15 protein-coding genes are annotated in these 12,829 nt (G+C 69.9%); 14 read left to right on the top strand and 1 reads right to left on the bottom strand.

The window, feature by feature from the left end:
- Positions 1–23 precede the first annotated feature (23 nt).
- Positions 24–491: a hypothetical protein gene (locus AB6732_RS16670; RefSeq protein ID WP_370960999.1), complete on the bottom strand. Its 468-nt coding sequence runs from the start codon at positions 489–491 to the stop codon at positions 24–26.
- 210 nt (positions 492–701) lie between these two features.
- Here AB6732_RS16670 and AB6732_RS16665 point away from each other — a divergent pair, with 210 nt between their 5' ends.
- From AB6732_RS16665 to AB6732_RS16600, 14 genes are all read left to right on the top strand, one after another.
- Positions 702–1,487 (top strand): amino acid ABC transporter ATP-binding protein, encoded by a 786-nt coding sequence (locus tag AB6732_RS16665; protein WP_370960998.1) that lies wholly within the window; start codon positions 702–704, stop codon positions 1,485–1,487.
- 1 nt (position 1,488) lies between these two features.
- Positions 1,489–2,133, top strand: coding sequence for an amino acid ABC transporter permease (locus AB6732_RS16660; protein WP_066216538.1), 645 nt, complete (start codon positions 1,489–1,491; stop codon positions 2,131–2,133).
- Positions 2,130–2,783, top strand: a complete 654-nt coding sequence (locus AB6732_RS16655) for an amino acid ABC transporter permease (RefSeq protein WP_370960997.1) — start codon at positions 2,130–2,132, stop codon at positions 2,781–2,783. Before AB6732_RS16660 ends, AB6732_RS16655 begins: the two co-directional genes overlap by 4 nt.
- Before the next feature lie 43 nt (positions 2,784–2,826).
- Positions 2,827–3,702, top strand: coding sequence for a substrate-binding periplasmic protein (locus AB6732_RS16650; protein WP_370960996.1), 876 nt, complete (start codon positions 2,827–2,829; stop codon positions 3,700–3,702).
- A gap of 141 nt (positions 3,703–3,843) precedes the next feature.
- The gene (locus tag AB6732_RS16645) at positions 3,844–4,749 is read left to right on the top strand and encodes a dihydrodipicolinate synthase family protein (protein WP_066216546.1); all 906 of its coding nucleotides are present in this window, start codon (positions 3,844–3,846) and stop codon (positions 4,747–4,749) included.
- A 160-nt stretch (positions 4,750–4,909) separates the two neighbouring features.
- Positions 4,910–5,911 (top strand): proline racemase family protein, encoded by a 1,002-nt coding sequence (locus AB6732_RS16640; protein ID WP_370960995.1) that lies wholly within the window; start codon positions 4,910–4,912, stop codon positions 5,909–5,911.
- Positions 5,908–6,852: an ornithine cyclodeaminase family protein gene (locus AB6732_RS16635; RefSeq protein WP_370960994.1), complete on the top strand. Its 945-nt coding sequence runs from the start codon at positions 5,908–5,910 to the stop codon at positions 6,850–6,852. Before AB6732_RS16640 ends, AB6732_RS16635 begins: the two co-directional genes overlap by 4 nt.
- Positions 6,849–7,586 carry a GntR family transcriptional regulator gene (locus tag AB6732_RS16630; RefSeq protein WP_370960993.1) on the top strand — a complete coding sequence of 246 codons (738 nt, stop codon included), beginning with the start codon at positions 6,849–6,851 and terminating at the stop codon, positions 7,584–7,586. Before AB6732_RS16635 ends, AB6732_RS16630 begins: the two co-directional genes overlap by 4 nt.
- Before the next feature lie 15 nt (positions 7,587–7,601).
- On the top strand, positions 7,602–8,774 hold the full coding sequence (locus AB6732_RS16625) for an NAD(P)/FAD-dependent oxidoreductase (protein ID WP_370960992.1): 1,173 nt from the start codon (positions 7,602–7,604) through the stop codon (positions 8,772–8,774).
- Positions 8,771–9,073, top strand: coding sequence for a (2Fe-2S)-binding protein (locus AB6732_RS16620; RefSeq protein ID WP_370960991.1), 303 nt, complete (start codon positions 8,771–8,773; stop codon positions 9,071–9,073). The genes AB6732_RS16625 and AB6732_RS16620 overlap by 4 nt, the downstream gene beginning before the upstream one ends.
- Positions 9,070–10,503 (top strand): FAD-dependent oxidoreductase, encoded by a 1,434-nt coding sequence (locus AB6732_RS16615; protein ID WP_370960990.1) that lies wholly within the window; start codon positions 9,070–9,072, stop codon positions 10,501–10,503. Before AB6732_RS16620 ends, AB6732_RS16615 begins: the two co-directional genes overlap by 4 nt.
- 35 nt (positions 10,504–10,538) lie before the next feature.
- Positions 10,539–12,023 (top strand): aldehyde dehydrogenase (NADP(+)), encoded by a 1,485-nt coding sequence (locus tag AB6732_RS16610; protein ID WP_370960989.1) that lies wholly within the window; start codon positions 10,539–10,541, stop codon positions 12,021–12,023.
- Positions 12,024–12,279: 256 nt separating this feature from the next.
- The gene (locus tag AB6732_RS16605; protein WP_370960988.1) at positions 12,280–12,588 is read left to right on the top strand and encodes a hypothetical protein; all 309 of its coding nucleotides are present in this window, start codon (positions 12,280–12,282) and stop codon (positions 12,586–12,588) included.
- Between the two features lie 52 nt (positions 12,589–12,640).
- Entirely contained in the window at positions 12,641–12,817 is a 177-nt protein-coding gene (locus tag AB6732_RS16600; RefSeq protein WP_066216585.1) for a CsbD family protein, read from the top strand.
- The last annotated feature ends 12 nt before the right edge of the window (positions 12,818–12,829 follow it).

Genomic DNA, 12,829 nt, shown 5'->3' with positions numbered 1-12,829 from the left:
CCCGCCCGTCGTCGTGATGGCGCTCAGGCAGGGTCGGGGTCGGACAGGTCCTCGACCGCTGAGGGGGTCATGCCCTCGAACAGCACGCCGATGCCGTAGGGATCCGCGAGCTCCAGCGGCGATTCCGTGAACCGGAGCATCCAGCCGCCGTCGTCCCAGATGACCGCCTCGGGTTCGCCGAACGGTGGTTGGTCGCTCCGCAGCGCCTGGAGTTCGTCGTCGCGCAGGCCGAAGCCGGGTTCGCTGAGCTCTTCCCGTAGGTACGCCCCGGCGGTGTCGACGAGTTCGTCGAAGCGGGCGATCACCTCAGCGGTGAGCTGGAGGACATCGGGTCCGGGCTGCGCCGCGGGCTCCACGATGATGTTCACCGTGGGGGAGGCTCCTCCGCCGGTGGCCTCGAGCGATGCCGTCCAGCAGGCGATGGGCTCGGGTGCGTCGATGAGGGTGAACGCCGTGCCGGCGATGTCGAGATGGTGCGGGATGTCAGCCACCGGCCCAGTCAATCATCGCCGCCACGGAAAGAACAGCGGCGCCTGCGAGGGGGAGCTGCGCGAGGATCCGGCAAGAAAGCCCTCTCGGAAAATCCCCCGGAGAACACCCTTGACCCACGGCACGTGACATGTAACATTGTACCGAGCCAGTGATGTGAATCACATGGCACTCACGTGGTCGGAGCTCCGGCCCTGGCAGGGAAGACAGGCATGGCGAAATCAACCCCCACCGAAGCGCACCGGGTGCCACGGCTCGGCATCCAGCTGGAGAACATCAGGAAGCACTACGGCGACCATGTGGTCCTGGATGATGTGTCCCTGGACGTGGAGCCCGGAACCGTCACGGCATTGATCGGCCCCTCCGGCGCCGGGAAGAGCACCTTCCTGCGGTGCATCAACCTCCTGGAGCAGCCGGATGGCGGCACCATCCGGGTGGCCGGGCACACGATCGAACCCGGGAAGAACATCGCCCCCAAGGACCTGGCCCGCCTGCGCAGCGCCGTCGGCATGGTCTTCCAGTCCTTCAACCTCTTCCCGCACATGACGGCGCTGAAGAACATCAGCTTCCCGCAGCAGCGGGTGCTGGGCCGCAGCAAGGAGGAGGCCGACGAGCGGGCCATGCAGCTGCTCGAGCGCGTAGGCCTCAAGGAGAAGGCGAACCAGCATCCCGGCCGCTGCTCCGGCGGCCAGCAGCAGCGCATCGCCATCGCCCGGGCGCTCGCCCTGGACCCGTCGATCATGCTCTTCGATGAGCCGACCTCCGCCCTGGACCCCGAGGTCGGCCTGGAAGTGCTGGCCGTCATGCGGGAGCTCGCGGCGGACGGCATGACCATGGTGGTGGTGACGCACGAGATGCAGTTCGCCCGCGACGTCTCCGACACCCTCGTGGTGATGGCGGACTGCAAGATCATCGAGCAGGGCGATCCGCGCGCCATCATGAGCGACCCGCAGGAGGCGCGCACCCGCCGCTTCCTGCGCGCCGTCCTGGAGCGCTGACATGGAAGCGCTCACCGCCGTCGTGCAGGGCCTGCCCATGACGCTGTGGCTGACGCTGGCCGCGTTCGCCATCGGCATCGTCGGAGCGGTCCCGCTCTCCCTGGCCCTGACCTCGCCCGTGGCGCCGCTGCGCTGGGCCGCGCGACTGCTCGTGGACCTGATCCGCGGCGTGCCGATCATCGTCTGGCTGTTCCTGCTGAAGTTCGGCATCCACCTGGGGACCTTCAAGTTCGACCCCGTCAACGCCGCGATCGTGGGCCTGGGCGTGGTGTCGATCGCCTACCTGGCCGAGATCTACCGCGGCGGCATCCAGGCCGTGCCGCGTGGCCAGCTGGAGGCGTCCAAGGCGCTGGGTCTGTCCGGCGCGACCACCTTCTTCGGCGTCGTGATCCCGCAGGCGTTCCGGATCGTCTCCCCGTCCATCGCCACGTACCTCGTGGGCCTGCTGAAGGACTCCTCCATCGCTTCCACCATCATCGTGGCGGAGATGGTGTTCCAGTCCCAGTCGTTCGCCCGTCAGCATCCCACGGTCGAGGGCATCCTCCCGTACGTGATCGTGGGCGTCATCTACATCGTCCTGAGCCTGCCGGTGGCCTTCCTGTCCCGCCGTCTCGACGCTCGCATGAGGAAGGCGATCTTCGTATGAACTGGCTTCAGCAATGGGCGGGCTACATGCCCCAGATGCTGTCCGGGCTCGGTGTGAGCCTCTTCATCGCCGGAGTGTCGATCGTGATCGGCTACCCGCTCGGCCTGCTCCTGAGTGTCATGGTGCAGCACAAGAACCTGGTCATCCGGACCCTCGGCCTGGCCATCGTGGAGGTGGGCCGTGGCGCCCCCGCCCTGGTGATCCTGTACCTCGTGTACTACGGGCTGCCGAAGTTCGGCATCGCGTTCGAAAGCATCCAGGCGGCGTGCATCGCCTTGGTGTGGAACGCCGCGGCGTACTCGAGCGAGATCATCCGTGCGGGCCTGCAGTCGGTGGCCCGCGGGCAGACGGAGGCGGCTCAGGTCCTGGGCCTGTCCTCCCGGGACACGTTCTTCCGGGTCGTCATGCCGCAGGGCATGCGGTCGGCGATCCCGGGCCTGATGGGCGTGGCCATCCAGATGTTCCAGGGCACCTCGCTCGCTTACGCCATCGCGGTCCCGGAACTGATGAAGTCCGCCTACAACATCGGCAGCCAGGACTTCAATTACCTGCAGATCTTCACCCTGGCGGGCATCTGCTACGCCGCGATCTCCATGCCGGCCACGTGGATCACCGTCTACTTCGAAAAGCGCATGTCCCGTCATGCCTGACCCGGCCTCTGAAACTCCCACCACCCCCTTTGAGAGGAACCCCATGAAAATCCAGAAGCTCAAGCGCCCCGGTGCGCTGGCCGCCGTCGTCCTCCTCGCAGGGGTCGGCCTGACGGCCTGCGGAAGCTCCGGTTCGACGACGGCGTCGGCCGACTGCACGCCGAAGCACCAGGGCGTCACCACGGTCGCCTCGGGCAAGCTGACTGTCGGCGTCATCGACATCCCGCCCTTCAGCAGCTACAACAGCGGCAAGCCGACCGGCATCGACATCTCGATCGTGGACAAGATCGCCAAGGACGAATGCCTGACCCCGGTCTACCAGCAGGCGACCTACGCCGATGCCGTGCAGTCGATCTCGGGCGGCAGCATCGACCTGGCCGTGGGCACGATCGACGCGACCGAGAAGCGCCTGAAGGCTGTGGACTTCTCCGCCTCCACCTACCTGGACGGCATGGGCATCGCCACGAAGACCGGCGCCAAGACGGTGGCCGATCTGGAGAAGATGAACAAGGTCGGCACGATCGACGGGTACCTCTGGGTCGAGGACCTCAAGAAGATCCTGGGCGACAAACTGGTCACCTACCCCTCCAGCGTGGAGCTGAAGGCGGACTTCGACGCCGGCCGTCTGGACGCGGATGTGGACGCATACGGCGTGCAGGTGCTGCAGTTCAAGGACGCCAAGGGCATCACGGTCTCCCTGGCCAACGACAAGCCGGACCCCCGCGTCGGCGCCATCACGCACTCGCCGGAAGCGGCCTTCCCGCTGACGAAGGGCAACACCAGCCTGAAGCAGGCACTCAGTGACGGCATCGAGTCGCAGCGCAAGGACGGCACCATCACCAAGCTCCTGACGGGCGCGGGCCTCACCGAGGGCCTGGGCAAGGTGGCCGACCAGCAGTACGTGGTCCCCGCCAGCTGATTCACCCCCTGATGCCGGGGCGAAAGCCCCGGCATCATCCTTCCCTATTGTGCAATGTCACATGGTAAATTAATCCTGTGAGGCGACTCACAGTGCGGCTGCCCCCGTGGCGCTGAGCCGCCTCCCTGAAAGGAACCGGAAATGACCGAAGTCCGTAAGCCGTGGCGTGGAGTCCACGTCGCCACCACCCTCCCGTTCAACGACGACCTGAGCGTGGATTACGACGCGTACGCCCAGAACATCGCCTTCCTCGCGGCCGGCGGCTGCGATGGTGTCGCCCCCAACGGGTCGCTGGGCGAGTACCAGACCCTCTCCGACGAGGAGCGGGCCCGCGTCATCACCACCGCCATCGAGGCCGCACCCGAAGGCTTCACCGTCATGGCCGGCGTCGGCGCGTATGGCGGCCTGCAGTCCCTCCGCTGGGCCGAACAGGCCGCGGAGGCCGGGGCGCAGTCCGTTCTGGCACTGCCGCCGAACACCTACCGTGCCAACGAGGACGAGGTGGTGGAGCACTACCGTCTGGTGGCCAAGGCCGGACTCCCGATCGTGGCGTACAACAACCCGATCGACACCAAGGTGGACCTGACGCCGAGGCTGCTGGCCCGCCTCCACGGCGAGGGCCTGATCGTGGGCGTCAAGGAGTTCAGCGGCGATGTCCGCCGTCCCTACGAGATCAAGGAACTCGCCCCGGAGCTGGACATCATCATGGGCGCCGACGACACCGTCCTGGAGCTCGGCCTCGCCGGGGCCGTGGGCTGGGTGTCCGGGTACCCGAACGCCATCCCGGAGATCTCCATGGAGCTCTACCGCCTGGCCATCTCGGACCAGGGCGACGACCTGGCCCGGGCGCGCGACATCTACCGCGATCTGCACCCGCTGATGCGCTGGGACAGCAAGACCGAGTTCGTCCAGGCGATCAAGCTCTCCCAGGACATCGTGGGGCAGCGAGGCGGCGTGACCCGCCCGCCGCGCGGCCCCCTCTCCCCGGAAACGGTCGCCGCGATCACCCGGGACACCGAAGCCGTGCTCGCCAAGGGTTACAAATAAACTCAGGGCCCCGAGGTTTCAGGCGTCCGACGTCGCTTAGACACAGCCTGCGCCGGCCTTCGGTCGTGGGACGACCTTCAGGGCGGCTGCGGCTGCGATGCGCGACTTCCCGGACGCCTGAAACCTCGACGAAATCCACCCACCGACCCTAGGAGCAACGATGCGGACCAAGCGCGTCTTTCATGCCGTCGACTCACACACCGAGGGGATGCCCACCCGGGTGATCACGGGCGGCGTCGGGACCATCCCGGGCGCCACGATGGCGGAGAAGCGCCTCTGGTTCATGGAGAACAGTGACTGGATCCGCACGCTCCTCATGTACGAACCCCGGGGTCACGCCTCGATGAGCGGCGCGATCCTGCAGCCGTCCACCCGTCCTGATGCGGACTTCGGCGTCCTCTACATCGAGGTGTCGGGGCTGCTGCCCATGTGCGGTCACGGGACGATTGGCGTGGCGACGGTGCTCGTGGAGACGGGCATGGTCGAGGTGGTGGAACCCGTGACCACGGTGCGGCTGGACACCCCGGCCGGGCTGGTCATCGCGGAGGTGGCCGTGAAGGACGGGCACGCCGAGTCGGTGACGATCCGCAATGTGCCGTCCTTCGTGGACCGGCTCGACGCCACCGTCGACGTCCCGGGCTACGGCGCCGTGCCGTATGACCTGGCGTTCGGCGGCAACTTCTACGCCGTCGTGAAGCTGGAGGATCTGGGGCTGCCGTTCGAACGGGAGCGCAAGGACGATCTGCTCAAGGCCGGCCTCGCGATCATGGACGCCATCAACGCCACGGACGAGCCGGTGCACCCGGAACGCCCGGACATCCGCGCCTGCCACCACGTGTACCTTCAGGCCCCCGGGTCCACCGCGCAGCACTCCCGTCACGCAATGGCCATCCACCCGGGCTGGTTCGACCGCTCACCGTGCGGCACCGGAACGAGCGCCCGAATGGCGCAGCTGCACGCCCGCGGCGAACTCGCCCTGAACACGGACTTCGTCAACGAGTCCTACATCGGCTCCCAGTTCATCGGGCGCCTCGTGGCCGAGACCGAGGTGGCCGGCCGCCCCGCCGTGGTCCCCACCGTGACGGGCCGCGCCTGGATCACGGGGACCGCGCAGTACTTCCTTGACCCGAGCGATCCGTTCCAGGAGGGGTTCCTCCTATGAGCCTGCCGTACTTCGACGCCGCGCAGGTCCGCTCCCGCGCCCCCTGGCGTGCCGCGGTGGACGCCCTGGCCGCGGCGCTCCGCCATGAGGTGGACCCTGAGCAGGATGGCCCCCGCGTCTTCAGCCCGGCGCCGGGCGGCGAGTTCCTCCTGATGCCGGCCTCCGGCGCCCGGTACAGCGGTGTGAAGGCCCTGACCGTGGCCCCCGGGAACCCCGCGCGGGGTCTCGAGAAGATCCAGGGGGTGTACGTGCTCTACAGTTCGGACACCCTCGCCCCGGTGGCCCTCATGGACGGGACCGAGCTGACGGCCATCCGGACCCCGGCCGTCACCCTGCTGGCGGTCACGCGGATCCTCGCGGCCACGCCGGGCGGCGCCCCGGAGAACCCGAAAGTCCTGGTGTTCGGCGCGGGCGTCCAGGCGCTCAATCATCTGCGCGCCGCGCACGCCCTGATCCCGGGGGCGCGGCTCGGCGTCGTCGGCCGCAGCGAGGACCGTGTCCGCGCCCTCGTGGAGACCCTGGCCGCCGAGGGTGTCGACGTCGAGGCCCGGGCCGCCGCGGACGTCGGCACGGCGGACGTGATCCTCTGCGCCACCACGTCCACGACGCCGCTCTTCCACGGCGCCGCCGTCGCACCGGACGCCGTGGTGGCCGCCGTCGGGCAGCACGGCCTGGACGCCCGCGAGATCGACGCCGAACTGGTCCACCGCAGTGACGTGGTGGTCGAGGGGCGCGCCTCGGCGCTGCGGGAGGCCGGCGATCTGATCCCGGCGCGCAGCGCGGAGGAGTGGCAGCGGATCCGGCCGGCAAATCTGCGGGACCTGGTGGTCGACGGGATCGCACGGACCCCCGGAAAACCCTGTCTTTACGCGGGCGTGGGCATGGCCTGGGAGGACCTCGTCACGGCCGCGATGGTGTATGAAGGGGGGACCATCCCATGAGCACCCCAGGAGTGACAGCCGTGAACCCCGTGTCTGATCTGCCCCTCGCCCCGATCGCCCCCAAGCCGAACCTGCGGGAGAGCGTGACGGAGTCCCTGCGCGCGGCCATCATCGCCGGCAGCTTGGAGGAGGGGACCCTGTACTCCGCGCCCGCGCTGGGCGCCGTGTTCGGGGTGTCCGCCACCCCCGTCCGGGAGGCCATGATGGACCTCGCCCGCGAGGGTCTCGTGGAGACCGTGAAGAACAAGGGCTTTCGGGTCCTCGGGGTGAGCGAGGAGGAGCTGGACGAGATCACCGAGATCCGCCTCATGATCGAGGCGCCCACGGTCGGGAAGCTTCCCGGCCGGATCCCGGAGAGCGCGTTCCCCCGCCTGCGGACGCTGGCCGCCGCCATCGTCACCGCGGCGGAAGAAGGCGATCTGACCGCGTACCTCGTCAACGACCGCACCTTCCACAGCGAGCTCCTCAGCTTCTACGGCAACAGCCAGCTGGAGGACCTCGCCACCCGGCTCCGCATGCGGACCCGGATGTACGGGCTGAGGACCCTCAGCGACAACCACCAGCTGTCCAGCTCCGCCAAGGAGCACGACGAACTCCTGGACCTCATCCAGGCCGGCGACGCCGCGGGGGCGGAAGCCCTCATGCGCCGTCACCTCGGGCACACCCGCGGTCTCTGGGCCACGGGTCACCAGGAATCCGGTCAGCACGACCCCAGCCGGCCACCGGCACCCTAACCCCAAGGAGTACCCATGAGCAGGGCCTGCGATGTCCTGGTGATCGGCGCGGGAGTGATCGGCGCCGCCACCGCCTACTTCGCGGCGAAGGCCGGACTGTCCGTGACGATCGTGGACCAGGGCCTTCCCGCCAGCGGGACGTCGTCGGCCTGTGAGGGGAACATCCTCGTCTCGGACAAGGAACTCGGCCCGGAACTCGAGCTCACCCGCTATTCGCTCTCCGTCTGGAAGGGCGAGCTCGCCGAACACCGTCACCTCTGGGAGTTCGAGGCGAAGGGCGGCATCATCGTCGCCTCGCGGCCCAGCAGCCTGGAGTCCCTGCACCGGGTGATGGGAGTGCAGCGCGGTTTCGGCGTCGTGGTCGAAGAACTGGACCCGGCCGCCCTGCGCCGCGCCGAACCGCACATCACCCCTGACGCGCTCGGCGGCGCGTACTACCCGGAGGATTCGCAGGTCCAGCCCATGCTGGTGGCCGCGCACCTCGTGCGGCTGGCCACCGAGGCGGGCGCCGTGTTCCACGCGGGCGCCACCGTCACCGCCATGATGCGCGACGGCGACCGCGTCACCGGAGTCCGGACCACGCGGGGCGACTTCCCCGCCGGGAACGTGGTCAACTGCACGGGGACCTGGGCCGGGGAGATCGGCGCGCTCGCGGGCGTCAACGTCCCCGTCATGCCGCGCCGCGGCTTCGTCATGGTCACCGAACCTCTCCCGCCCATGGTCCATCACAAGGTGTACGCGGCCGAGTACATCGACAACGTCGGCAGCTCCGACGCCGGCCTGCAGGCCTCCCCGGTGGTCGAGGGGACGCCCGGCGGCACCATCCTGATCGGCTCCACCCGCGAACGCGTCGGCTTCGACCGGACGGTCAGCACGGAGGCACTGCGGCGACTCGCGCAGAACGCCACGGGCCTGTTCCCGTTCCTCGCCGGCGTCCGCGCGATCCGGCACTATCACGGCTTCCGTCCCTACTGCCCGGACCACCTCCCCGTGATCGGGCATGACGACCGCGCCCCGGGACTCTGGCACGCGGCCGGTCACGAGGGCGCCGGGATCGGCCTCTCCGTCGGCACCGGCAAGCTCCTGTCGCAGGCCCTCAGCGGCCGCGCCCCCGACCTCGACCTCACCCCTTTCGCCCCGGCGCGATTCGGCGCCGTCGCTCCGACCCCGTTGGAGGCCACCCGATGAGCACTCTGGACGACGCCGTCCGCTTCACCTTCGACGGCCGGGACCTCACCGCCGCCCCCGGCCAGACGGTGGGCGCGGCCCTCGTCACGAGCGGCGTGACCGCCTGGCGCGGGACCCGGAAGGAGGGCCGTCCGCGCGGCCTGTTCTGCGGGATCGGCGTCTGCTTCGACTGCCTCGTGACCGTGGACGGGGTGAGCAATCAGCGGGCGTGCCTCGTGGACCTGTGCGACGGCATGGACGTGCGCGGGAATCTCGCGGACGACGCCGGCGCCCCGGACAGCGCGGAGGAGGCCCGATGAGCGAGCTGCGAGTGGACGTCGCCGTCGTCGGCGCGGGCCCGGCCGGCCTGGCCGCCGCCGTCGCGGCAGCGGAGGCGGGTGCCGTCGTCGCCGTCGTCGACGCGGCAAATCAGCCGGGCGGGCAGTTCTGGCGCCACCGCCCCGAAGTGGGCGACGCGGATCCCGACGGGCGCGGCCACCACGACTGGGACGTGTTCCTGGACCTGCGCCGCCGCTTCCGCGCGGGCATCGCGGATGGACTCGTGCATCACCTGCCCGGGCTGCAGGTCTGGACGGCGTCACGGGACGCCGGCGGCTTCACCCTCCGCACCACACGCACCGTGGTGGGCGGCGAGGGCGCGGGCCCCACCGTGCACGCCGCGCGCCTCGTGCTGTGCCCGGGCGGGTACGACCGCCAGCTTCCCGTGCCCGGCTGGGACCTCCCCGGGGTCATGGCGGCCGGCGGCATCCAGGCCTTCCTCAAAGCCAACGGCGCGCTTCCGGGACGTCGGTTCGTGGTGGCGGGGACCGGGCCGTTCCTGCTGCCCGTGGCCGCGAACATCGCCGAGGCCGGGGGAGAGGTGTTGGCGGTGCTGGAGTCGTCCTCCCTCTCGAACTGGCTCCCACACTGGAAGGCCGCGGCCTCCGTGCCCGGCAAGGCGCTGGAAGGCGCCGAGTACGCGGGCGTCTTCGCCCGGCACCGTATCCCGTACAAGACGCGCAGCATCGTGACCGCGGTCGAAGGAGGGGAGCGGGTGCGGTCGGTGCGCTGGGCGAAGGCCGACGCCGACGGCCGCGCGCTCCCCGGCACCGGCGGCGTCTACGAGGACGTGGACGTGGTCGGGTTCGGCTGGGGCTTCACACCGCAGATGGAACTGCCGCTCTCCCTGGGAGCCGAGACCCGCATGGACGCCGACGGTTCCCTCGTTGCCGTGGTGGACTACCGGCAGGAGTCCTCCGTGCCGGGCCTGTTCCTGGCGGGGGAGGTGACCGGCGTCGGCGGCGCCGTGCTCGCCGTGTTGGAAGGCCAGGCCGCGGGGACCGCGGCCGCCGACCCTGCCGCCGTCGTCCTGCCCGCGAAGGACGCCGCCCGCCGCGACCGGCACCGCCGCTTCGCCCAGGCCATGCACCAGGCGCATCCCGTGCCCACGGCCTGGCAGGACTGGCTCACGCCGGAGACCCTGGTGTGCCGCTGCGAGGAGGTGCCGGTGTCCGCGGTCACCGAGGCCCGGGACGCCCTCGGTGCCGAGGACTCCCGCAGCCTGAAGTCCTTCGCCCGGGTGGGCATGGGCTGGTGCCAGGGGAGGGTGTGCGGCTTCGCGGCCTCCTGCCTCGGCGCCGGACCCGGCGAACCCGCCGGACAGGCGTCGCTCGCCTCGGCGGCGAAGCGGCCTCTCGCCGTGCCGGTCCCGATCTCCGAACTCGCCTCCCTCGACGTGCTCGACGACTGAGCCCCCGCCTTCTTCCGACCCTGAAAGGACCTTTCATGAGCGCCTCCCACGCCCCGATCACGACCACCGAAGCCACCAGCGAGACCGAGCTCGAGCGCCTGCTGGCCGGTGTCCAGGCCGCGGCCGCGCCGCTCGCCGCACTCCGGCCCGCCGAGCGGGCCGTGCTGCTGGAGGCCGTCGCCGACGGGCTCGACGCCGCCGCGGCGGAGCTGATCCCCGTGGCCCAGGCCGAGACGCGTCTCGCCGAGGGCCGCCTGACCGGCGAGCTGAAGCGGACCACCTTCCAGCTCCGGCTCTTCGCTCAGGAACTGCGCGACGGCGGGTACCTGGACGCCCGGATCGACCACGCCGATCCGGAGTGGCCCATGGGTGCCCCTCGCCCCGATCTGCGCCGGGTCAAGCAGGCGCTGGGTCCGGTCCTGGTGTTCTCGGCCAGCAACTTCCCGTTCGCGTTCTCGGTGGCCGGTGGCGACACCGCCTCCGCGCTCGCGGCCGGCTGCCCGGTGCTCGTCAAGGCCCATTCCGGTCACCCGGAGCTGTCCCGGCTGACGGCCAACGTCGTGACCGCTTCGCTGGCCTCCGCCGGGGCGCCGGAGGGCGTGTTCGGGCTGCTGTTCGGCACGCAGGCCGGGGCCACAGCCCTGAAGGACCCCCGGATCGCGGCGGGTGCCTTCACCGGCTCCATCCCGGGCGGCCGGGCCCTGTTCGACATCGCCTCCTCCCGGCCCACGCCCATCCCGTTTTACGGGGAACTCGGCAGCAACAACCCGGTGTTCGTCACGGAAGCCGCGGCCGTGGAACGGGCCGAGGGCATCGTCGAGGGTTTCATCGGATCGTTCACGATGGGCAGCGGTCAGTTCTGCACCAAGCCGGGGACGCTGTTCGTCCCGGCGGATTCGACACTCGTAGGCCGGCTCCGCGACGCCGTGCTGCCGGACGCGACGTCGCTCCTCAATGACCGCATCCAGGCGGGCTACACGGAGGTGCTCCAGGAACTGGAAGGCCACTCGAAGCTGAGCGTCCTGGCGCAGGGGCCGGATCCCCTGTCCGATCCGCCGTCGCCCACGCTGCTGCTGACCACGGCGGAGGACATGCTGGCCGATCCGCACGCGCTGCAGGCGGAGTGCTTCGGGCCGACCGCCGTCGTCGTGACGTACATGGATGAAGCGCAGCTGGTGGCGCTCGCGGAGAGCTTCGAAGGGCAGCTGACTGCGACGATCCAAGGCACGGACACCTGCCAGGTGGCGGAGCTCGTGGAGGTGCTGGCCCGCAAGGCCGGCCGGGTCCTGTGGAACGGCTGGTCCACCGGGGTGTCCGTGACCTACGCGCAGCAGCACGGCGGCCCGTACCCGGCGACGACCGCCTCCGGGAGCACGTCCGTGGGGACCGCGGCGATCGAGCGCTTCCTGCGGCCCGTGGCCTACCAGGGCTTCCCGCAGCACCTCCTGCCGGAAGCCCTGCGGGACGAGAATCCGCTGGACGTGCCCCGGCTGATCGACGGTCAGCGGGCGCAGGGCTGAGCGTACTGCCGCCGCCCCGCCCGTCCGATGGCCGGTGCCCTCTCCGGGTGCCGGCCATCGGCGTTTTCAGGGCCCTCCCAGCACCCGCTCCCGACCCCGCAGAAATAAGTTCGATCTACAACTAGCTCGATGAGCGAGATATACGTTAGCCTAGCTTCATGAGTTCCGGTCGGCCCAGGTTGGCCGGAACGCCAGAGATTCCTGGTGTCCGGGGAATGTCTGCTGAAGGGCAGGACCTGAGAAGTCGGGAGATGGCATGGAGAGTCGGCAGATCGTTCTTGCGAGGGCTGCGGAGAACGCGGCGAGGGCGAGCACCGCGCTTGCGGATGCTGAGGTCCGCCTCGAGCGGCACGACGACGGCTGGGTCCTCCACGCGGTGTACACGGTGGCCGGATCGTCGACCACCGTCGCGGCCATGGCCCTCGTGGAGCAGCGTCTCATCCCGGACCTGGAGGAGGTGCTGGGCGGTGCTTTCGTCCAGCGCCACGTCCGGTTCGCGGTGGAGAGAGGCTCCGCCTCCAGGCTGCGCCGACTCCCCGAGTCGGCGTCTCTGGTCTCACTCTGACCGGGGTGGGAATCCCCGGGCGAATCCATCACCGAACGAAAGGACGAGCATCATGAGTTTCATCGACAAGGCCAAGAACGCTGCCGATCAGGCGGTCGGCAAGGCCAAGGAAGTCATCGGCGAGGCGACGGACAACCACAAGCTGGAGGCTGAAGGCAAGCTTCAGCAGGCCAAGGGTGACGTCAAGCAGGCCGGCGAGGACGTCAAGGACGCCTTCAAGGGCAAGTGACCTCGGGTAATT

This window comes from Arthrobacter sp. RCC_34, from assembly GCF_041360795.1.
Taxonomy (GTDB): Bacteria; Actinomycetota; Actinomycetes; order Actinomycetales; family Micrococcaceae; genus Arthrobacter_E.
Note: the sequence above shows the minus strand (reverse complement) of the source record. Positions and strands in the feature narration are given on the sequence as shown.